The 22,779-nt window shown below is 38.4% G+C and carries 15 protein-coding genes and 1 tRNA gene; 5 read left to right on the plus strand and 11 right to left on the minus strand.

Features of this window, described 5'->3' with window-relative positions; all coding sequences use genetic code 11:
• Nucleotides 1-62 precede the first annotated feature (62 nt).
• The 8 genes from M1F17_RS13200 to flhD all read right to left on the minus strand — a co-directional run bounded on the left by M1F17_RS13200 (nt 63) and on the right by flhD (nt 9,060).
• Complete coding sequence (locus M1F17_RS13200) at nt 63-1,631, minus strand: methyl-accepting chemotaxis protein (RefSeq protein ID WP_094961162.1); 1,569 nt, start codon at nt 1,629-1,631, stop codon at nt 63-65.
• Nucleotides 1,632-1,747: 116 nt separating this feature from the next.
• Nucleotides 1,748-3,433: a methyl-accepting chemotaxis protein gene (locus M1F17_RS13205; protein ID WP_096864706.1), complete on the minus strand. Its 1,686-nt coding sequence runs from the start codon at nt 3,431-3,433 to the stop codon at nt 1,748-1,750.
• Nucleotides 3,434-3,537: 104 nt separating this feature from the next.
• Nucleotides 3,538-4,035: a chemotaxis protein CheW gene (cheW, locus tag M1F17_RS13210; RefSeq protein WP_004909833.1), complete on the minus strand. Its 498-nt coding sequence runs from the start codon at nt 4,033-4,035 to the stop codon at nt 3,538-3,540.
• A 16-nt stretch (nt 4,036-4,051) separates the two neighbouring features.
• Entirely contained in the window at nt 4,052-6,109 is a 2,058-nt protein-coding gene (cheA, locus tag M1F17_RS13215) for a chemotaxis protein CheA (RefSeq protein ID WP_144141260.1), read from the minus strand.
• A 103-nt stretch (nt 6,110-6,212) separates the two neighbouring features.
• A complete protein-coding gene (gene motB, locus M1F17_RS13220; RefSeq protein ID WP_144141258.1) occupies nt 6,213-7,130 on the minus strand; it encodes a flagellar motor protein MotB in 918 nt (305 codons plus the stop codon).
• A gap of 7 nt (nt 7,131-7,137) precedes the next feature.
• Entirely contained in the window at nt 7,138-8,025 is an 888-nt protein-coding gene (gene motA / locus M1F17_RS13225) for a flagellar motor stator protein MotA (RefSeq protein ID WP_036957858.1), read from the minus strand.
• Between the two features lie 97 nt (nt 8,026-8,122).
• A complete protein-coding gene (gene flhC / locus M1F17_RS13230; protein ID WP_004255732.1) occupies nt 8,123-8,713 on the minus strand; it encodes a flagellar transcriptional regulator FlhC in 591 nt (196 codons plus the stop codon).
• Complete coding sequence (flhD, locus tag M1F17_RS13235) at nt 8,710-9,060, minus strand: flagellar transcriptional regulator FlhD (protein WP_036957860.1); 351 nt, start codon at nt 9,058-9,060, stop codon at nt 8,710-8,712. The genes flhC and flhD overlap by 4 nt, the downstream gene beginning before the upstream one ends.
• 1,647 nt (nt 9,061-10,707) lie before the next feature.
• Between flhD and M1F17_RS13240 the strand changes: the two genes are divergently transcribed.
• On the plus strand, nt 10,708-11,160 hold the full coding sequence (locus tag M1F17_RS13240) for a hypothetical protein (protein WP_094961159.1): 453 nt from the start codon (nt 10,708-10,710) through the stop codon (nt 11,158-11,160).
• 538 nt (nt 11,161-11,698) lie between these two features.
• Entirely contained in the window at nt 11,699-12,694 is a 996-nt protein-coding gene (locus tag M1F17_RS13245) for an acetyltransferase (RefSeq protein WP_318837013.1), read from the plus strand.
• Nucleotides 12,695-12,892: 198 nt separating this feature from the next.
• Here the strand turns inward: M1F17_RS13245 and M1F17_RS13250 are convergent.
• A tRNA-Lys gene (locus M1F17_RS13250) sits at nt 12,893-12,968 on the minus strand.
• A 255-nt stretch (nt 12,969-13,223) separates the two neighbouring features.
• Between M1F17_RS13250 and cycA the strand changes: the two genes are divergently transcribed.
• Nucleotides 13,224-14,624 carry a D-serine/D-alanine/glycine transporter gene (cycA, locus tag M1F17_RS13255; RefSeq protein ID WP_096864671.1) on the plus strand — a complete coding sequence of 467 codons (1,401 nt, stop codon included), beginning with the start codon at nt 13,224-13,226 and terminating at the stop codon, nt 14,622-14,624.
• Between the two features lie 75 nt (nt 14,625-14,699).
• On the opposite strand, the gene putP is transcribed toward cycA, so the two are convergent.
• Entirely contained in the window at nt 14,700-16,184 is a 1,485-nt protein-coding gene (putP, locus tag M1F17_RS13260) for a sodium/proline symporter PutP (RefSeq protein WP_004255751.1), read from the minus strand.
• A gap of 499 nt (nt 16,185-16,683) precedes the next feature.
• On the opposite strand from putP, the gene putA reads away from it, so the two are divergent.
• Nucleotides 16,684-20,667, plus strand: a complete 3,984-nt coding sequence (gene putA / locus M1F17_RS13265; protein ID WP_094961157.1) for a trifunctional transcriptional regulator/proline dehydrogenase/L-glutamate gamma-semialdehyde dehydrogenase — start codon at nt 16,684-16,686, stop codon at nt 20,665-20,667.
• A 220-nt stretch (nt 20,668-20,887) separates the two neighbouring features.
• Here putA and fliZ read toward each other — a convergent pair whose 3' ends face one another.
• Complete coding sequence (gene fliZ, locus M1F17_RS13270; protein ID WP_004255757.1) at nt 20,888-21,406, minus strand: flagella biosynthesis regulatory protein FliZ; 519 nt, start codon at nt 21,404-21,406, stop codon at nt 20,888-20,890.
• Between the two features lie 1,047 nt (nt 21,407-22,453).
• Here fliZ and M1F17_RS13275 point away from each other — a divergent pair.
• Nucleotides 22,454-22,765, plus strand: a complete 312-nt coding sequence (locus M1F17_RS13275; RefSeq protein ID WP_004255760.1) for a DUF5339 domain-containing protein — start codon at nt 22,454-22,456, stop codon at nt 22,763-22,765.
• The last annotated feature ends 14 nt before the right edge of the window (nt 22,766-22,779 follow it).

A 22,779-nucleotide genomic window follows, 5' to 3' on the forward strand; every position in this document is an offset into this window, starting at 1 on the left:
CTAAGGAAAAATAACCTGTTACGGTTATCCACCGAAAATTCAGAAACGAATTTTCACAACACTTAACGCCGATTACGATTTAAATGACTTTCGGGTAATTCAAAGAATGCAACCGTATCAACTAAGTTGTTTGCTTGGTCTTCTAACGCCGCCGTCGCACTGGTCGATTGTTCCACTAATGCCGCATTTTGTTGTGTCACTAAATCCATTTGGCTTACCGCTGTGGCGACTTGCTCAATACCACGGCTTTGTTCATTGGAAGCAGAAGCAATGTTACCCATTAATTCAGTAACTTGGTTAACAGCTGCAACTAACTCACTCATAGTTTCCCCCGCTTCATTAACAAGCTGAGAACCTTGGCTCACTCTACCGACAGACTCATCAATCAAGGTTTTAATTTCTTTTGCCGCTTCCGCACTGCGCTGAGCTAGCGCTCTAACTTCACCAGCAACCACAGAAAATCCGCGACCCTGCTCACCGGCTCGAGCGGCTTCAACGGCAGCATTCAATGCTAAGATATTGGTTTGGAAAGCAATCCCATCAATCACACTAATAATGGCACTGATTTTTTGTGAGCTATTAGAAATGGAAGTCATGGTGTCAATCACGTCTTCGGTGATCTCTCCACCTTTCGTTGCGGTTTTCGATGCACTAACAGCAAGTTCACTGGCTTGACGTGCGTTATCCGCATTTTGCTTAACGGTTGCTGTCAACTCTTCCATACTAGCCGCAGTTTCTTCGAGTGATGCCGCTTGCTGCTCAGTACGTGAAGATAAGTTATTATTACCTAAAGCAATTTCACGAATACCGGTATACATTTGGTCAGTATTTGAACGCAAGGCGGTCACTGAAGTCACTAAAGACTCCTGCATATCCTTTAGCTTGCCAAATACCTCACCGATTTCATCACGGGTCGTCACTTCAATTTTCTGATTGAGTTTGCCATCAGCCACTAATGCAAAGTGCTCTCCCATACTCTTCAGTGGGTTAATTACTTTACGTTTCATCCAATAATGAGCAAATGCAATAACCGCGATGATAATGACGATCACTGAGCAAAATGAACTCCAAGCGAAGGTGTTATACATTCTTGCTACCGCAAGAGATTCGTCGCTTTCAGCATTCAGTAATTCAAGGTATTCCTCAACAACTTGCTCCAACTGATCCTGGTTTTCTTGAGCAGGAAGTTCAATATAAGCTGCAATATCGTTATTATCTAAATGTGTTTTTAATGCTTTGAGTGTTAAGACAAATGCTTGATACCGAGCCTCTAAAGCCGCAAGATTTTCTTTCTCACTTAAAAGAGGCTGGTTTTTAAACATAGTGTAGTCTTTCTCAGCTTCTGCGAGTAATTTGTCAAAAGTCACTCTTGTTTCTTCAATCAATGGTTCATTACCACCGACTTTATGCAGCAATGCAATTTGCGTTAGGCTATTGCGTGCTTGCATTAGGTGTTTATTGGTTTCTTCAAGCATCGAACGCTTATCAGACCCCAAATCAATGCGCTCTAAGGATTTTAATTCGCTTACAACAATCCCAACAGAAACCCCGCTAGACACAATCTGCATCCCACAAAATAAAATGAGAAGAAGATATAAACTCACCGAAATCCGGATATTTTTACCAAACATAGAAATCCCCACTTGTGCCAGCTAAGAGAACTGAACCTCTGAAACATTGCCTTGTTTTCTAATGCGCAGGAACGCTGCAAAACCGTAGCTTTGCAGCGCGAAACTGAGCTTAACCTTTAGAAAGTTTCCCAATTGTCATCATCTTTATGTTCTTTCGATGATAGTTTTGTCAGATCCGGTGTTTTAACGATATTTGAAACCGTTCTTGCTGCCGGCTGAATATTGCGTATTTCACTTTGTTTTAATGGTGGTAAACGGAAGATAGAAATCAGTTGCGACAGTTTTGCCACTTGCTCTTCCAATACATTGGCTGCAACCGCGGATTGCTCAACCAGCGACGCATTTTGCTGCGTAACTTTGTCCATTTCAGCGACAGCAATACTGACTTGTGCAATTCCTTTGCTTTGCTCGTCTGATGCGGTCGCAATATGCGTCATAATGTCAGTAACACGTGTAACAGATTCAACAATCTTGGTCATTGTTTCGCCTGCATCTTCAGCTTGGCGAGCGCCTGTCCCAGTTCTTGACACCGAATCTTCAATTAACGTTTTAATCTCTTTAGCGGCATCAGCGCTGCGCTGTGCCAAATTACGCACTTCATCAGCAACAACGGCAAAACCGCGACCATGCTCACCTGCCCTTGCCGCTTCAACTGCCGCATTAAGCGCTAAGATGTTAGTTTGAAAAGCGATGCTATCGATAACTGCAGTAATATCAGAGATTTTCTGTGAGCTATCCGCAATATTCAGCATGGTGCTAACGACATTGGATACCACTTTGCCGCCTTCTTTTGCTATCACTGACGCTTGGTTTGCAAATTCACTCGCTTGGTGAGCGTATTCGGTATTTTGTTTAACAGTGGCAGTCAGTTCACTCATACTGGCTGAAGTTTCTTCTAAGCAAGCGACTTGTTGCTCAGTTCGTGCTGACAAGTCATTGTTACCTGCTGCAATTTCGGTTGTACCTTGGTAAATAGTTTCGCTACCATCTAGCACACCTCGAACCGTATTAATCAGCTCTTGTTGCATGTGTTGAACACCATTGGCCAATTCACCAATTTCATTCTTGGCAATTGTTGTCACATTCGGTGTTAAATCCCCTGAAGCAAAGACTTTAATACGTTCAATTAAGATACCGAGTGGCTCGATAATACCTTTACGAACATAGCGATAACTGAAGAAACCAATCAAAGCGAGTAAGATAGATAACGTCACCAACATGTATAATGATTGGCGATAGTTATTATCTGCATTGACGACTTCGGCCTGGAAATCAGCAGATATATCCGCAAAATAAGCGTTAAATTGCTCTTCAAATTTCACTTGGTGCCCTGAGGTTCTGTGTGCATAAAAACCTTCAAGGTCACCCTTTTCAGCGAATTCACTTAGCTTGATTAACGCATCACGATAGGTTTCATAGGTACTAAACAGCTTTTCAAATTTGGCTTTATCATAATCTGAACTTTGCATCAGCTTGTTATAACGTGCGTAAGCGTCATCCGCTGATTTAAAGTTACGTTTAGCGGCTTTAATCAAGTCTTCTGTCGTTGCATCGTCTTGAATTTTACGACCTTCGAGCAAATAGGCATTGATAGAGCGGTTTAAGTTCGCCCGGGCTTGTAACAAATTAACCCAACTTTCTGTTAATACTTGTCTTTGGCGTTGTAAGGAATTCAAATAACTAATGCTGTCGCTGTTATCGCCCAGTTTGGTAAACATCAACCCACTGGATACCAGTTGCAGCAAAATAAAGATAAAAATGACGGACAAAAGTCCCGATACGATTTTAATTCGACTGTACATGACATTTTACTAACATAATTTTGTTGTATTTTGGATATCGGTCATCCAACCAAAAACTTTAGTTAATGACTTATTATTATTTGAACAATCATTGGGGCTGAGAATTACTCAGCCATGCTGTCAATCAGCGCCATTTCATCGCTAGTTAATAATTTTTCGATATCGACTAAAATCAACATACGGTCATTTAATGTTCCGAGCCCTGTCAGATATTGGGTCGATAATGTCACCGCAAAATCAGGTGGTGGCGCAATTTGCTCTTCATTCAAGACCAGCACATCCGAAACCCCATCGACGACAATACCGACAACGCGATCTTTTAAATTCACCACAATAACGACCGTGTTATCGTTATACACTACGTTTTCATGGGAAAACTTCACCCGTAAATCAATAATTGGAATGATGACTCCACGTAAATTAGTCACACCTTTGATAAAATCAGGGGTATTCGCGATACGAGTCACTTGTTCATAGCCACGAATTTCCTGCACTTTTAAGATTTCAATGCCATACTCTTCTTCACCCAAGGTAAAAATGAGGTAGCCTTCGCCGTTTTTTTCTTCTTCGTGTTTATTTAAATCATCATCTAACATAGACATGGTATATGGCCTCTATTTAGTGCACGACAGGTTGAGAAACCTGCTGTTTCTTTTTAATCAAAATGCTGTTATTCATTTTTTGCAGCTCAGCCACATCTAAAATCAATGCAACAGAGCCATCGCCCATAATCGTTGCTGCGGAAATACCAGGGATTTTGCGATAATTACTTTCAATGTTTTTCACCACCACTTGCTGTTGCCCGACGAGCTTGTCAACTAACAACGCAAAACGGTGGCCTGCATTTTGAATAATCAGCACAATACTGTTATCTAAATTTCGCTCGGCTTCTTCGATGGAAAATACTTGGTGTAATTCAACAAGTGGCAAATATTCCCCTCGCACAAGCAGCATTTTTTCTTCTCCCGCTAAGCGATAAATATCCTCTTGCCGAGGCTGCAAGGTACTGATAATGGCACTCAATGGAACGATAAAAACATCTTCCGCTACTTTCACAGACATACCATCCAAAATGGCTAAAGTGAGCGGTAATAAAATGCGGATAATGGTACCTTTACCTTCGGTAAAACCGATTTGAATACGACCGCCCATGTCTTGGATATTTCGTTTAACCACATCCATTCCAACACCGCGTCCCGAAACGTCCGTCACCACCTCTGCTGTTGAAAAACCCGGTGCCATAATCAGCATCGCAACTTCATCATTGCTCATCCCATCATGCACATTCATGCCTTGTGACTTCGCTTTTGCCAAAATACGTTCACGATTTAGCCCTGCGCCGTCATCACGCACTTCAATACAAATGTTGCCACTTTGATGTGCTGCCGCTAAGGTCAGTGTTCCGGCTTCCGGCTTACCATTTGCCACACGAACTTCTGGCTTTTCAATCCCATGGTCGAGGCTATTACGAACAAGGTGATTTAGGGGATCAACAATGCGCTCAATCAAGCTTTTATCGAGTTCAGTCGAACTTCCTTCTACTTTCAGTTCGATTTTTTTACCTAATTTGGAAGCGATATCGCGTACCATGCGCGGGAAGCGGCTAAATACGTAGTCCATTGGCATCATGCGAATTGACATGACGGATTCTTGCAAAGCGCGGGAATTACGCTCCAACTGTACGATTGAGCTTAACAAATCACTGTATTCGTTCTGATCGACATGTTGACTATGTTGGGTCAACATTGATTGAATAATCACCAGCTCACCCACTAAGTTAATCAACTGGTCAACTTTCTCTACAGCCACACGAATGCTGCTCGAATCCCCTTTCGGTTTAGCGATTGCCGTTTTTTTAGCCGTGGTGGGTGCAGCAGGTTTTGCCGAGCTTTGCGGAGTATCTACTTGAGGCTCTGTGGATTCATTTACTGCAACTTTATCGTCATTTAATAACGTTTCTTCCTTTGAAAAAGCGAGGCAATCGGCAAAAGAAATTACTTCATGGCTAATTTGCGATTCATCCACCACAAAACATAGCACCCCACTAATATCATCAATATCCGTATTAGTTCCTACCCATGCTTGTAAACTATTTGCTGTTTTTTCAGTATGATATAAATGCCCAAATAAACTGAGCTCATCTGCCAATAAATCAACTTCATTTTCTTTAAGCTGATTTAACGAGATCATAAAGTAGTGTGAATATTCACCTTGCTCCGCGGGTGTGTCTTCAACAACCGCATCTTCAACTTTAGTTTCAGCTATCGCAGTAGCTGTCTCAGCGACCTCTTCTGCTCTATTTTCAACCCGGCTAAGTACCTCACAAATACGCTTAAAGGCATCTTCATCCGGTAAAGAGTCATTTTTATAGGCATCTAACTGTGATGCCATGACATCCTTAGCATCAAGAAAAACATCAATTATGTCAGGCGTGAGGGTTAACTCATCATGACGCGCCTTATCTAAAAGGTTTTCCAATGTATGAGTTGTATTCTGCAACTGAGTGAAACCAAAGGTTGCAGCCCCTCCTTTGATTGAGTGGGCACTGCGGAAGATGGCATTTAGCTGCTCGCTATCCGGGTCAAAAGGATCAAGCTCAAGTAAATGTTGTTCCATATCCCTGAGCAACTCATCGGCCTCATCGAAAAATGTTTGATAAAACTCGGTAATATCCATGGTTTTTATCCAATTTCGCTTAAGTTTCACTTAACGCTGACTGCCGGAACCCCCGGCTGACAACTAAACAAGTTATGTAATAAATTCAAATAACAGCAATTCATCACGGTATTTTCACCGCAGCGACAACACCCACAGCTGTTTCTGGCATGGGCTTTTGCGGTTTATTCAGCACATCATTGATCGGCTTCGCGCCATCGTATTCGCGGAGAATTTGTTTGGTTTCTTCATCATTTAACACAATGATACTTATCCGGCGGTTGATCGGGGCAAAACCATCTTCTTTGTCTAAATGAATGGCTGAAGCCATCCCAACCACGCGTAATACTTTATTTTCATCCATTCCACCGCGAATCAATTCACGTCGCGAAGCATTTGCGCGATCTGATGAAAGCTCCCAGTTGCTGTAATTGGCGCCGTTGGCATAAGCGAGATCATCAGTATGACCGGAGATACTAATTCGATTAGGAACATCATTAAGAAGTGGTGCTATTGCACGCAAAATATCGCGCATATACGGTTCAACCGTTGCCGAACCGACTTTAAACATTGGGCGATTTTCACTATCAACAATTTGAATGCGTAGCCCATCATTAATCATATCAATCAATAAATGTGGCTTTAATTCATTCAAACGGGGGTCTTTTAAAATAGCCTGCTCAAGGGACTCTTTTAATTTTTCAAAACGATAGTTTGCATTTCCATCAATAATATTATTGGGCTCTGGCATCACATCCCCATCACGGAAAATCGGGTCTTTACCTCCACCAGGAATAGGGTTTGTGGCATCTCCACTTTTACTTCCCGGGTTGATAGCTGTACTCAAGGGAGTACGGAAATACTCAGCAATTTGAGTTAATTCTTGAGGACTTGAAATTGAGATCAGCCACATCACTAAAAAAAACGCCATCATCGCCGTCATAAAATCGGCATAAGCAATTTTCCATGAACCGCCGTGTCCGTTTTGATGATGTGAACTGCGCTTTTTAACCCGAATAACATGAGGTGTATTGGCTGCCATTCGTTTGTTACTCCTCAGTTGTTTCTTGTGAGCGAGCACCTACTTTCACTTCTCGAACTTTATCTTCAAGTTCAACAAATGAAGGTCTATCTGCGCTGAATAACACCTTGCGGCCAAATTCAACCGCAATTTGAGGAGCATACCCTTGCAATGCAGAGAGGAAAGTCACTTTAATACACTCCATCATTTTCAATTGCTCACTACTGCGCAACCTAATCAGAGCAGCTAAAGGCAAAATAAAGCCATAAGCCACTAAAATACCTAGAAATGTACCAACCATTGCATGAGCAATTAAAGCACCAAGTTCACCTGCGGGACGGTCTGCTGAGCCCAAGGCATTCACGACACCCAAAACGGCCGCAACAATCCCAAATGCAGGCATAGAGTCACCGACCATGTTTAGCCCCGAAGCAGGTACTTCATTTTCTTGACGAAAAGTTTCTAATTCTTCATCCATTAATGCTTCAATTTCATGACTTTGTAAGTTACTACTCACCATCAGACGTAAATAGTCCACAATGAACATCATGGTGGACTCATCTTTTAAAATACGGGGATATTGGGAGAAAATTTCACTTTCACTTGGATTGTCAATATCTTTCTCAAGTGCAAGTAACCCTTGTTGGCGCGATTTATTAAGTAATTGAAATAACAATGCCATTAAATCCATTGACATTGTTTTATTGTAAGAGGAACGACGAAAGAGTTTTGGTAATACTTTGCACAAGGCGACGATGGATTTGCCACTGTTACCAACAACAAAAGCACCTAAACCTGCCCCTAAAATAATGACAAATTCAGCGGGTTGATAAAGCGCACCTAAATGGCCGCCGACCATTATATATCCGCCAATAACCGCAACTGTAACAATGATATACCCGATGAGTATTAACACAATATTCCCTTTCACTCCGTTGGTTAACAGATGGCAGTCAAAGGGAATATTAGGAGTGACAGGCAAAAAATTTTGCCTGCTAACCAAATCAATCCAATTACATTACCGCTTTAGTAATGCCATCCTGTCGATATACCGTAATATCGGCTAGATGTTCGGAAAGTTTACGTTTTTTTATTGCGCGTGATGGCGGTTGGCATAAACTACAAGTGAAGCTATTTTCAGGAATATGTGCGTAAGTAATAAAAGAGCCATGGCAACAACTACATTGTGAACTTTGTAACATGCCACTTTCCACAAAACGGACTAGCGTCCAAGCACGTGTTAAAGCCAACAAAGGTTCTTCGCCAGGTTCTGGAATACACTGTTCAAGGTATAACCTATAGGCTTTTAATATAGCGTCAACACCACGACATTGGCCGCTTTTCAGTAAAAATTGATAAGCATTATAGAACATGGATGAATGAATATTCTGTTCCCATGTCATAAACCAATCTGTAGAAAAAGGTAACATCCCTTTCGGTGGAGGGCTACCTCTTAGCTCTTTGTATAAACGAACTAAACGACCGCGACTGATTTGCGTTTCACTTTCTAACATTTGAAGGCGAGCGCCCAAAGAGATCAATTCCATGGCTAGTCGAATGTCATTCGCTTCTTGGACTATACTTTTTTCAGCTGCGGTACTCATCTTTTTCTCGCTATTTCAGTGTCGCCCTCATTATGCGTTTGCAATAATCGGGTCGAAAGTAAGATACCTGTATGAATTTGTTGTAATTCATCAACTCTTGAATCACGAGTTAGTTTTTCAATTGTTTCACTATTATCAAATCTAAACTGGCAGATTAGCTGGTTTGTCTCTGCTAATTTGACTAATTGAGGGAGTGTAAGGTCTGCTAAAGTAGTTGCCATTGCATCAGAGATACCTAGACGAAACATCGCAGAGGCTTTCTCTTGAGAGATGAGTTTTTGGGCTAATAGCAAATATGAGAGGTTAATATCGTATATATGCTTCAGAAAATCTGTCGTCGAGCTCATTTTTTTTCCTTTCCGAATATTATCAACATCTGTGCGATCTGTGTGCAAAAAGAACAAATATGAATTTAAAAGTATTGTGTATTCAAATTATTAAATTAAAAAATTAATTAAATTGGGTAAATGTAATTCCATTAATTTCCCCATGTTATCCATTAAAAATACCCAATTTGGAGTACAAATACACAAGCTTCCAAACTTAAATTAAATATATTTCCTGAATACCTACAACAATAAAGAATGACTAAAAAATTAGCGGTTTCCATAAAAATCAGAAATTGCTGATGTCATTATTAGTCGCCAATTATTATGCACCACTAAATTAACTATTCAAGGTACTTATGTTTCTTTTTGTATCAATAGGGTGATTACCCATTAATTCATTAAATAATCTTCATTATTTCTTTATCTTCTATTACCTTATCCTAAATATCCACAACATTTTGAGTCAACCTAAGCAAAATGCCAGGATTTTAATCAAACCAATCACTCTTTACATGTGATTATTAAGCCTAATAAACCAAGCATAACATCAAAAACAATATATTGATCCAAATCAATTTTTAGTATTAAGAAACTGAGTTATACATTACTGTATTAAGGCTTTATCGGCATTATTGGAATAAAATTTAATCATTAATTTTCAATAAGTTTGATATATATTACAGCCATCGTTCAAAATTATTCAATCGCAGTTATCATATAAACAACCATTATATTGTCATACATATTAAGTATTCACTTCCATTTTCATTAGAATCATTAAACTATAAAATAAGTATCATCACCCCGTAATATTAATAAAACTAATAAAATTTACGTCGATTACCAATAATGAAAGTTTATTCAGCTTAAATATTTTTGTAAGATATTTTTGCATATTTATTATTTCAAGTGATCATTTTGTTATTAATTCATTAAAGTAGTTTTTTGGGGTTAATTAATATTTATTTTTTATGTAAAATGGCAAAAAATTCATTTTTTTTAATAAAAAGATCAACCTACGCTAACCTATCACTTTTGTGTTAAGAGCAAAAAATGTAGGTTTCAATTAAGAACATTCTATTTTCCAAATATTTTTTATATCATTTTTAAAATATTCAGTTAGTGCTCAAAATAAAAAGCACTAAAGGTATTATTAATTGTCTTCGTACTTATCATTTTTAGCCATTTTCACGTAAACATAATAATTTTAATAACTCAATGTTATAATAACAAATGATTACTATATACTTTTATTTTAACAAAACCCCCTAACCATCAAGTTACCTTAAGTAAAATTGCTTAATCAGATAATGAAAGATTAAAAAATAAATAACTTTTAGTTAAAATAATTCAGTGAGACATTTGCTTATAAAAGAAGCTAATTTATTAGGATTTTTATGGAAAAAAATATTTCTCAATTTGCGACAAACTTCACACTTGTTTTCTTTGTTTCTCAATAATTTCCGAATAAAGCGATTCTCACATTGCTGAATTTATGTTAGGAAAATCACATTAATTGTACTAACAACCACCTCATAACAACATGTAGGATCAATAGATACAAAAATGAAGAAAGAAATGGCCACATAAGTTAATTGATAAACTTGTTTTCCTCATGCTCCAGTGCAACACTGAGCACTCTGAAATATAATTTGAAGGAAAAATATGTTCAATTATCAGGCAACAATAGAATTTATTGAGGAAGAAAACGTATATGAAATCAATTTTAGTGATTTTCCTGACCTTCAAGGAGTTAGCTATTGTAGAGAAGATGTTGAATTAGAAGCCCAAGAAATTTTGCTAGCCTCTTTTGCAGAACATATCGAACTCAGAAAACCAATTCCATTAGCAACACAACAAAAAAATGGTGAAGCATTTACGGTTTATTTACCCATAATCTGTTGCTTAAAAATTGCCTTGCATAACGCCATTCTCAACTCTGCAATGCAACGCGTCGATCTCGCTCGCAGATTGAATATCAATGCACAACAGATAGAACGCTTACTGGATATTCATTACACATCTAAAATTGACCTTTTAGAACAAGCCTTATACATATTGGGCGTCGAGCCTTCAATTACAGTGACTCAAAAAATATTTGATAACAATATAAGCTAATCATCATCCAAGGACTATATAATAAAGTTATCACTGAAATAGCCCTAGAATTCTTGATTTATTTTTTGCTGATACTAAAAAGTATCATTAGATTCTTATGTAATAGCAGAGACTTGAGTTAAATTTAGCTCCCTAGCTTCTCATCCTCTGCTATTCAATCGTTTTCCCTGTACATTTCACGTGCTAAAGAACAACTGCGTTCTATTTCAAACATCCCTCCCCTAACTGGTTAAATTTCAATCAAATCATACTTTACCCAATCAAAAATAACTCTGCTTTCAGTTATCTCTCATTTTTTAGTTCTTAGACCTAAAAGTTTGTGATTTTTATCTTGCCATTAAGTGATACAAAATTGTGCAATAAACTTATATTCAATTCCTAAATCATGTTCCCTCTTACAATAAGAATAAAATATTAACGGAAAAAGACTAATCAATATTAGACTTATTATCTCTCATTTCGTAATTACTAAAATAATTTCTTTTAAATTACAACCCCAATGAGGTACAATAAATTAATTTTTATATAGGGCATATATATGAAAAAAAATCACTTAATCTTGAATATAAAAAACGTTGGCCAACCATATTGGCCAACGCTAAAATTAATATTAAGTTCATTAATTGTTTTTAATTTTTATTTAAATTTAGTTGATAAAAGCAAATATTCGTTGCTTATTACTATTTTTGACTTAACATTAATTCCTATGTTTGTATTTATAGTCGCATTTATAACAAAAAATACAACATGGAAAGAGTTAAAATCTCACCTTCTTCCTGCCCTTATAATTTATTTTACGTTTCAAACAATCGACATGGTTCCACTTTACTTCACCGGTGAGTTAACTTTAAAAAAATACTTGTTTTCTCCTCAGTACGGGGTTTGGTTCTTTTTAGCAACACCTATATGGCAAGCTGCTTTTTTATTATTACCAAAGAGCTTTAAATCAAACAAATTTAACCTATCTGCAATCTTAATCACATCGCTAATAATATCATTTATAGCAAAGACTTACCTAATGCCGATTTCTAGCTTTTTTTCAATTATTTTATATTTCCCATTTTTTGTCATTGCTTATTTTATTCATAATCAAAATATATTTTCGTTAAGGAAAAAGCCTATTATCACTATTTTTTGTATAGCATTTTTAGCGATTACCTTTCTTAATTATCGAAACGATTTTTATGAGATAATTTTCGGTGCAATTAAGACTAATTTAATTCTCAACTCATTCATTATCTATATTTTCGATTTTGTAATAAGCCTAATGCTGGGTTCGATTATTATTTACTTTGCTTTATCAACTCAAAAATATGCAAAAATATCAAATAATGCTTTAGGTGTTTATTTAATCCATCCAATTATTTGTTTTGTAATATTACAAACATTAAGTTTTTTAGATATAGAACTAAATTTATTATTAATCATAGCATTTACTCTATCTACAATTACAATTGCACTTTTACTAGCATCAAACTCAATTATTCATTGGTTTATTGAACCAGTATTTAGATCTAATAAATTGAAAGAATAGCTTTATGATGGATATGATAGCATAGTCTCTAAATATCAAATATATTATTGATATAAACAATGAGAACGGATGTAATGTATCAAACTTAATAACCGAACACGCCAAACAAATTGATACTGTTGTCAATGGCTGCGTCCCAAATACGTCCCATACAGTCAGTATAGGTTCCGCAGCATGCCCATAACTCATTGAAAATTTTGGTGGGTTGTGTGGGGATCGAACCCACGACCGAGTGATTAAGAGTCACCTACTCTGCCAACTGAGCTAACAACCCGATACAAAATATTTAACGCCTAACAATTGCTACAGTCAATATGATTCTGCTATTTTTATTACCTAAGTTAATTTTAAGTTGCGAATGTAAAATTTAAGAAAACTAATGCTTGAATAAACATCACTTCGCTCCTAACAAGATAACTTTTCCTTACTCTAATTGAGATTTGTGTCACAATATTTCACGCAAACATAACCACAAAATTAAAAAAAAGACTGTGGCTAATTATCACAAACCACTACGGACATCTTTAGTATGGAAGAAAATGCAAATTCACTATCAACACAACCCAATGCTGATCGTAATCAGCTAAAACGCAGCCTTAGTAACCGGCATATACAACTTATTGCGATTGGTGGAGCAATTGGAACAGGCTTATTTATGGGGTCTGGCAAAACCATTTCACTCGCAGGCCCATCGATTATCTTTGTGTATATGATAATTGGTTTTGTGCTATTTTTTGTGATGCGCGCAATGGGTGAACTGCTACTTTCTAATCTGAACTACAAATCATTCAGTGATTTTTCTGCTGACCTTATCGGTCCATGGGCAGGTTTTTTTGTCGGTTGGACGTACTGGTTCTGCTGGGTTATCACCGGTATTGCCGATATCATTGCCATTACATCCTATGTGAGCTTTTGGGTACCTGATTTTCCTGAATGGGTAACCTCATTTATTTGCGTGGTCACCTTATTAACGCTTAACCTAGTTTCTGTCAGGCTTTTCGGTGAGCTCGAATTTTGGTTCGCCATGATAAAAATTGTTGCCATTGTGGCTCTCATTGCAGTAGGTGGCACATTAATTGCCATGAATTTCCAATCCCCTACGGGTCACACGGCATCTTTAAGTAACATTTGGAATGATGGCGGAATGTTCCCTATGGGGATCAGTGGTTTCTTTGCTGGCTTTCAAATTGCTATTTTTGCGTTTGTGGGAATTGAATTGGTGGGTACGGCAGCAGCAGAAACACGCGATCCAGAAAAATCTTTGCCAAAAGCTATCAACGCGATCCCTATCCGGATTATTGCATTTTATGTCCTATCTTTAATTGTCATTATGGCTGTTACACCTTGGCGAACCATATTGGCCGATAAAAGCCCATTTGTAGAGATGTTTGTCTTGATAAGCCTACCCGCAGCGGCAAGCATTGTTAACTTTGTGGTGCTAACTTCCGCAGCCTCTTCCGCAAATAGTGGTGTATTTTCCACCAGTCGAATGCTTTTTGGGCTTTCAAAAGAAGGGGATGCGCCAAAGCAGTTCAGCCAATTATCGAAAAAAGCCGTGCCGGCTACTGGGCTAATTTTTACTTGTATCTGCCTCAGCTTTGGTATTGTTCTGATCTATTTTATTCCTGATATTATGCATGCATTTACGCTAGTCACCACCGTATCTGCTATTCTCTTTATGTTTATTTGGAGCATGATTTTATATAGCTATTTAAATTTCCGTAAAAAACGCCCTGAAATGCACAAAGCATCTCATTACAAAATGCCTGCTGGAATTGTGATGTCATGGTTAAGCCTCGCTTTTTTCGCTTTTATGGTCGTGCTATTGGCATTCCAGCACGATACAAGACAAGCCTTAATTGCCACACCAGTTTGGTTTATTTTACTATTCATTGGTTACCAGTTCGCTAAGCGCAGAAAGAACCAATAATGATGAATAATAAATAGCAAAAAGGCCGAATAACAGTATCGTTACTCGGCCTTTTTCGTTTATAAACTTGCTCGATTAGCTTGCTTTATATTCTGCCTCAGCCTCATCAAAACGAGCTTGAGCTGCTGCACTTGGTGCTTTAGTCATTAAACTCACAACAACAATAGCGATTGTTGCTAATAAGAAACCTGGGATGATTTCATACAAATCAAACCATTTGTATTTTATCCAAACTAATACTGTCACAGCACCGACTATCATTCCTGCAAGTGCACCTGTACGCGTCATTCGTTTCCACATTACAGAAATTAAAACAACAGGACCAAATGCAGCGCCAAAGCCCGCCCATGCATTACTCACTAAAGCCAAAACTTTATTATTTGGGTCACGAGCAATGTAAATGGCAATTGCAGCGACCAATAACACCATAAAACGCCCTACCCAAACTAACTCTTTTTGGCTGGCACTTTTACGGATAAAAGGCTTATATAAATCTTCCGTTAGCGCACTCGCACAAACTAGTAATTGGCAACTTAGCGTACTCATTACCGCTGCTAATATAGCTGACAATAAAATACCGGCGATCCATGGATTAAACAAAATTCCCGTTAGTTCCATGAATATACGCTCATTATTTTGCATTACCGAACCCGCTAAAGCCGGGTTATTTTCAAAATAAGCGATACCAAAGAAACCGACCGCAATCGTTCCGCCTAAACATAACACCATCCATGTCATACTAATACGTCGAGCAGAACGAATAGTACGAGCAGAGTCCGCCGCCATAAAACGCGCTAAGATATGGGGTTGACCAAAATAGCCTAATCCCCAACCTAATAATGACAGAATTGCGATGATATTCATGTCTTTAAACATATCAAGATATTCAGGATTCTTAGCCTTGATCACTTCAATAGAGGTATCTATTCCCCCTAAAGAAAGGATTACAACAATAGGTGTAAGAATCAATGCGAAGATCATTAATGAAGCTTGAACAGTATCGGTCCAACTTACGGCTAAAAAGCCACCTAAAAAGGTGTAAGCAATAGTCGCTAATGCCCCTAACCACATCGCTTTCTCATAACTCATATTAAATGTGCTTTCAAATAACAAACCACCAGCGACCACACCTGATGCACAATAAATCGTAAAGAAAACTAAAATCACAACAGCAGAAATTATACGTAAAATCTTACTGTTATCTTCAAAACGGCTAGTAAAGTAGTCTGGCAATGTTAACGCATTATTATTTTTTTCTGTTTGGACACGTAAACGCCCAGCAACAAATAACCAGTTAAGATATGCACCGAGACTCAAACCGATAGCAATCCAACTTTCAGAAATCCCGGCCAAGAAAATCGCACCTGGCAACCCCATGAGTAACCAACCGCTCATATCTGAAGCACCAGCAGACAATGCAGTTACAACACTGCCTAAACTTCTTCCACCCAGAATATAATCGTCAAAGTTTTTCGTTGAGCGATAGGCCATATAGCCAATTAATAACATGCCAGTAATGTATACGACGAACATAATGATCATCGGAGTGCTTACAGTCATCCTGTTTTCTCCATTGAGTAGCTTTAAAATTGTTAGTTATCTTTATAAGTTTCCGTTGATAACTTGTAACTTCATAGTGTTGCACTTTATTGCACATATTTAATTTATCTGTGCGAACACCAAATAGGTTGTGATTGTTTGTGTTGCACTAACTTAATATCTTAGCTGCCCCATCCTAGACAGAGTCGTATTAAATTAACAAGAAATTAACTATTTTTTATTGCATAAATAGAATCCATATCACAAATGTTAAAATTTAAACTTAAATTCACAATCGAATGTTTAACTATTCCACCTAAAACAAAATAAATATAACTACATGTAAAATATAATAAATAAATCAAAAATGATTTACTTGAAAATATTAAAACTTAAAAAACCCGATATGTTTCACATTTTCTTCAGAAATCACGCTTAACAATGTTGCACAAAGTTGCAACATTAAGATAATGTGGTGTAACTTTTTGATTAAAATGACTCGTGACCTAGAGGAATTAAGATGAGTAGCACAACAACTATGGGTGTGAGACTTGATGAAGCAACTCGTGAACGCATTAAAAATGCCGCTCAGCGTCTTGACCGCACATCACACTGGCTTATCAAACAAGCTATTTATAATTACCTAGAACAACTCGATAATGGCCAAGCCTTTCCAGAGCTCGCACCGGGTATCGATGTAAAAGAAAATCAAACTTCTGATGAAGACACCACCGTTGAATCTAACTATCAACCATTCTTAGATTTCGCAGAGCACATTTTACCACAATCTGTAAAACGCTCTGCAATTACTTCTGCTTACCGAATTCCTGAAACACAAGCCGTACCAATGTTGTTACAACAAGCACAGCTCCCTACAGAACAAGCTGAAGCTGCTCATAAATTAGCTTATTCAATCGCTGAAAAACTGCGTAATCAAAAAAATGGCATCGGCCGGTCGGGTTTAGTTCAAGGCCTACTTCAAGAGTTTTCACTTTCATCTCAGGAAGGTGTCGCATTAATGTGTCTCGCAGAGGCCTTATTACGTATTCCTGATAAAGCAACTCGTGATGCTCTTATTCGTGACAAGATCAGCAATGGAAATTGGCAATCACACCTCGGCCAAAGTAGCTCAATGTTTGTTAATGCTGCAACTTGGGGTCTGCTATTTACGGGGAAATTAGTTTCTACGCATAATGAAGCTAAACTCTCAACCTCACTTAATCGCATCATTAGTAAAAGTGGTGAACCACTGGTGCGTAAAGGTGTTGATATGGCGATGCGCCTTATGGGAGAGCAATTTGTTACTGGCGAAACTATCTCCCAAGCACTCGCTAACGCGCGAAAGCTCGAAGATAAAGGCTTCCGCTATTCCTACGACATGCTGGGCGAAGCCGCATTAACGGAAAAAGATGCACAAGATTACATGGTGTCTTACCAACAAGCTATCCACGCGATTGGTAAAGCATCAAATGGCCGCGGCATTTATGAAGGCCCTGGTATTTCAATTAAGCTATCTGCATTACATCCACGTTATAGTCGCGCACAATACTCTCGCGTGATGGAAGAACTTTATCCACGCCTATTATCCCTCGTATTACAAGCGCACCAATACGATGTAGGGATTAATATTGACGCAGAAGAAGCCGACCGCTTAGAAATCTCTTTAGATTTGCTAGAAAAACTCTGTTTTGAGCCACAACTCGCGGGTTGGAATGGGATTGGCTTTGTAATTCAGGCCTATCAAAAACGCTGCCCATTTGTGATTGACTCAATCATAAATTTAGCTGAACGCAGCCAACGTCGCTTAATGATCCGCCTAGTAAAAGGTGCTTATTGGGACAGTGAAATCAAGCGCGCACAAATGGATGGGCTAGAAGGTTATCCTGTTTATACGCGTAAGGTGTATACTGACGTTTCTTATATTGCCTGTGCACGAAAACTGTTGTCGGTTCCCAATTTAATTTACCCACAATTTGCAACACATAATGCACATACTCTCTCTGCTATCTACCAAATTGCAGGTAAAAACTACTACCCTGGTCAATACGAATTCCAATGCCTACATGGAATGGGTGAGCCGCTTTATGAACAAGTGGTTGGTAAGGTTGCTGATGGCAAGCTAAACCGCCCTTGCCGTATTTATGCACCAGTCGGTACTCACGAGACGCTACTTGCCTACTTGGTGCGTCGATTGTTAGAAAATGGCGCAAATACTTCATTTGTAAACCGTATCGCTGATGCCACTATTCCTCTAGATGAATTAGTTGCCGACCCAGTTAAAGATGTTTTAGAACTGTCTAAAACTGAAGGACAAATTGGCTTACCGCATCCAAAAATTCCGTTACCACGTGATTTATATGGCCAAGAGCGTGTGAATTCGATGGGGCTTGACCTATCAAACGAGCATCGACTGGCTTCGCTATCAAGTGCCCTACTGAGTGCGGCTATGCAGCAAAAAATGGCAGAACCACTGTTAGGGGGCGACTTCCAAGCTTCGCAAGCATTGCCCGATGCGACACCAATTATTAACCCTGCCTGCCACAAAGATATTGTCGGCCACGTTCGTGAAACAACAGAACAAGAAGCTGAACATGCATTAAATACCGCTAACGATGCGGGTACTATCTGGTTCGCAACGCCTCCTTCTGAACGAGCGGCCATCTTATTACGAGCCGCTGACCTCATGGAGCAACAGTTACAGCCACTGTTAGATATTTTAGTGCGTGAAGCAGGTAAAACTTACAACAATGCGATTGCGGAAGTTAGGGAAGCGGTAGATTTTCTTAATTACTATGCAACCCAAGTCAAGAATGATTTTGATAACAACACACACCGTCCTTTAGGGCCTGTGGTCTGTATTAGTCCGTGGAACTTCCCGTTAGCAATATTTTCAGGCCAAATTGCTGCGGCTCTCGCAGCAGGTAACACCGTACTCGCGAAACCAGCTGAACAAACACCATTAATCGGCGCTATCGCGGTGTCTATTTTACATCAAGCGGGTATTCCACGCGATGTACTGCAATTTTTACCGGGTAAAGGTGAAACCATCGGCGCTCAACTCGTTGGTGATACTCGTGTTCGCGGGGTCATGTTTACAGGGTCAACAGAAGTCGCAGGGTTACTTCAACGTAATATTGCAGGGCGCTTAGATGCACAAGGCCGGCCTACCCCGCTGATTGCAGAAACTGGCGGATTAAATGCAATGATAGTTGATTCTTCTGCACTCACAGAACAGGTTGTCACTGATGTCGTCGCATCTGCTTTTGATAGCGCGGGCCAACGTTGTTCGGCACTGCGCATTTTATGTATCCAAGAGGATGTCGCAGATAGAACGATTCGTATGTTAAAAGGCGCAATGGAAGAGTGCCGTATGGGGAACCCTGAGCATTTATCAACCGATATAGGCCCTGTGATTGACCATGAAGCAAAAGAGAATATCGATCAACATATTCAAAAAATGCGCAGCAAAGGGAAATCGGTCTTCCAAGCAGCATTTGAGAACCATGATGATCAGCAAGAGCAACAGGAAGGAACCTATGTTAAGCCAACATTAATAGAACTTGATGATGTTAGTGAGCTGAAAAAAGAGATCTTTGGTCCTGTTCTGCACGTTGTACGTTTTAAACGAGATGAGTTAGAAGCACTTGTTGAACAAATTAATGCAGCCGGTTATGGACTGACACTTGGTGTTCACACTCGTATCGATGAAACTATCAACCAAGTTGTTTCAAAAGCTAAAGTTGGCAATCTGTACGTAAACCGCAATATGGTTGGTGCCGTTGTTGGGGTGCAACCTTTTGGTGGTGAAGGTTTATCTGGAACTGGGCCTAAAGCAGGTGGGCCATTATACCTTTACCGTTTATTAAGCGAACGTCCAGATAACGCAGTTTCAAATACCTTAGAGCGACAAGATAGCCATTTACCCATGGATGCCAGTGCTAAAACTGTTTTACTTGAACCATTTGAAGCACTTACACAATGGTCTGAAAAACAAAACTCGGTTATTTCGCCTTCCGTGATTGAGCTATTTACACGCCATAGTCAAACAGGAACCACCCGTGTATTACCGGGCCCAACAGGAGAAAGAAATACCTATACCTTGCGCCCGCGTGGTTTGATTTTATGCCTTAGCGATAATGAACAAGATTGCTTAACCCAGCTAACAGCTGTACTTTCTGCGGGTTGTCAGGTGTTATGGCCAGATAGTGAGCTCCATCAGAAGCTGTTTAAGTCACTACCTGAAAAAGTGAGAAAAACCATATCGATAACCAAAAACTGGATAGAATCGAAAGAGCCAATCGAAGGGGTTATTTATCATGGTGACAGCGATCAGTTAAAAGAAGTTTGCGCGGTGGTTGCACAACGTAAAGGGCCAATTATTTCAGTTCAAGGCTTTGAACGTGGTGAAACTAACTTGCTGACTGAACGCCTACTTCATGAACGCTCATTGAGTGTCAATACCGCTGCAGCAGGTGGTAATGCTAGCTTAATGACGATTGGGTAATAAGTAAAAGGCCTGGCTTCGTTATCTACGAAGGCCAGGCCATACATGATTACATATTTATTTAAAAATACACTTATCTCATAAGAATAACTGTCGTGCTTCCTATCAGATAAGTGCTATCCCAAAGAGCTGTCAGCTAAAAACATAAAAGGTGTCCACGAGGACACCATTACTTAAAAACAACAAAGAAAATAGCAATGCTTATTTTCAATATGTCATTCTAATTATTGCACTTTTCTGATTCCCAGAATAAATATTGTTCATATTTACGTAATGCAATATTGTAATTACTAAATGCAGAATCTGTCATTTTTTCACTCAACTCTTCTTGAACTTTACTCGCAGTAAATTCTTTCATAGAAAAATTAGAGGAAGATAACAATTCATCTAAACGGCGTAAGCGAACAACATATTCACGAACCGTACTGTGGCTCATCTCAGTCTGTAAGAATAAATACTGTTTAAATGACATAATATCAAAATAATCAGTATTACTATTGCAATAAATTTCACTACAAAAACGACAAAGTGCAGTAAATTTATCTTGCAGCTCCCCCCAAGTGCCTTCATCAACCAATTCAGTCATGTCAGCGATAGCTTCTTTATTTAAGATGTCATCGTTGAAAACTAAAGAGATGCGATCAAGGGTTTTGTGACAGTGTGCACAATGAGTTTGGCTGTGTTTAAAATCTTTGATGTAACGACTCAGAGGCCGTTTCTTTACAATAGAAGCAGACATAATGGTAAAGCCCTGTGTGTAAGTCTAAATATAAAATTGTAACCAGATAAGTCAGGCTACATACATTGTATGCCCATAGCATTAATATAATATCTGCTATGTTGCATTGCGATATGGTGAACCCATATCATATATCCTTACTTTACCTTTAGAGAACTCATCATTCTAAAAATGTACAGTAAGAAAAGTTATCGCCCTTTGTTAAAAACATTCTAACCCGTCTCTCGCTCTTTGGCGAATTTCTACGGTGAGTCAATTTTGGTATGAATTTGAGTTAGCGTCAACAAAATTAACTTAATTGTCGTTAACCCTGTACACTTATCATTAACCATAAGTTAAGCGATATTTCTTCATTAGTTCGCTTAAAAACAAAGACTCTACCTGATAATTTCATCTTCGTACAAAGAAAATTTAATTTAAAAATCAAACTGGTACCTATACAAAGGTTTTATTCTTAAATTTGTGAACTAGCTCACCTTTCACATCTATAATTGCATCTTAAATGAACAGCCATTAATTCTATAAATATTTCATAGTGAAAACTTATCATTCGCCCGTAAACATTTTGTTACAAATAAACGATTTTTTAATATATTTAATCGCATATAAAAAAACGTTATAACGATATTAAAAAGGCTTATATAGGCATTTTTATAGGTGAATACACGTATGACGTATTATTCTATCTTGGTAGCTAAAACATAATTTTCGTCAAAAAATATATTTATTAAATTAACTAACCATTATCCCCTTACCCTAATAGCCCTCATACTTCTTTTATCTGCTTTCCATTTTTCTTCCACTTACCAATTACTCTAGACAAACATAGAATAGTTAAAGGAAATCTATAACATAATGATAAAAAACAACTTATTTATCTCCGTGAATTTATGTAACGGAAATGAGCTAAAACAAAATACGATAGCCCAATTAAATTGAAATTTAATTAATTAACCGATGTATTATTTTAGGATTTGTCACGTTTGATATTAAAAACATCTCTTATATACTCAATTCGCTATATAAATAATTTTAATAAGGTTGATTATGAAAAAGTTGATTTTAGCTTGTGGTATGGGTTTATTGGCACTGACAATCACTGCTTGTTCAGAAGAAGAGAAAAAAGGTGAAGTTGCTGGCGCAACTGAAACTTGTAACGCTTACTTCGCTGAAGTTGATAGCTTAATTGCTAAAGCTTCAGAAAACCCGCAAGCAAAAGCTCAGTTAGACGCAATGAAAGGTCAGCTGGAAGAGGGTAAAAAACAGGTTGCTGCACTACCTAAAGACCAGCAAGATAAAGCTTGCCAACAGGGTATTGATGCAATGAAACAGATGAAAACTGCTTTAGGCCTGCAATAAGCCCTATTCTTTTT

Origin of the sequence: Providencia sp. PROV073, from assembly GCF_033688125.1 — a bacterium.
Lineage (GTDB): Bacteria > Pseudomonadota > Gammaproteobacteria > Enterobacterales > Enterobacteriaceae > Providencia > Providencia hangzhouensis.

Bases quoted from the DNA above. Each gene is read 5' to 3' on its own strand.
- M1F17_RS13245 (WP_318837013.1), top strand. From the start codon at position 11,699: ATGAAAAAAAATCACTTAATCTTGAATATAAAAAACGTTGGCCAACCA.
- M1F17_RS13205 (WP_096864706.1), bottom strand. From the start codon at position 3,433: ATGTACAGTCGAATTAAAATCGTATCGGGACTTTTGTCCGTCATTTTT.
- cheW (WP_004909833.1), bottom strand. From the start codon at position 4,035: ATGTCTATGTTAGATGATGATTTAAATAAACACGAAGAAGAAAAAAAC.
- motB (WP_144141258.1), bottom strand. From the start codon at position 7,130: ATGGCAGCCAATACACCTCATGTTATTCGGGTTAAAAAGCGCAGTTCA.
- flhD (WP_036957860.1), bottom strand. From the start codon at position 9,060: ATGAGCTCGACGACAGATTTTCTGAAGCATATATACGATATTAACCTC.
- flhC (WP_004255732.1), bottom strand. From the start codon at position 8,713: ATGAGTACCGCAGCTGAAAAAAGTATAGTCCAAGAAGCGAATGACATT.
- cycA (WP_096864671.1), top strand. From the start codon at position 13,224: ATGGAAGAAAATGCAAATTCACTATCAACACAACCCAATGCTGATCGT.
- M1F17_RS13240 (WP_094961159.1), top strand. From the start codon at position 10,708: ATGTTCAATTATCAGGCAACAATAGAATTTATTGAGGAAGAAAACGTA.
- cheA (WP_144141260.1), bottom strand. From the start codon at position 6,109: ATGGATATTACCGAGTTTTATCAAACATTTTTCGATGAGGCCGATGAG.
- putP (WP_004255751.1), bottom strand. From the start codon at position 16,184: ATGACTGTAAGCACTCCGATGATCATTATGTTCGTCGTATACATTACT.
- M1F17_RS13200 (WP_094961162.1), bottom strand. From the start codon at position 1,631: ATGTTTGGTAAAAATATCCGGATTTCGGTGAGTTTATATCTTCTTCTC.
- fliZ (WP_004255757.1), bottom strand. From the start codon at position 21,406: ATGTCTGCTTCTATTGTAAAGAAACGGCCTCTGAGTCGTTACATCAAA.
- M1F17_RS13275 (WP_004255760.1), top strand. From the start codon at position 22,454: ATGAAAAAGTTGATTTTAGCTTGTGGTATGGGTTTATTGGCACTGACA.
- putA (WP_094961157.1), top strand. From the start codon at position 16,684: ATGAGTAGCACAACAACTATGGGTGTGAGACTTGATGAAGCAACTCGT.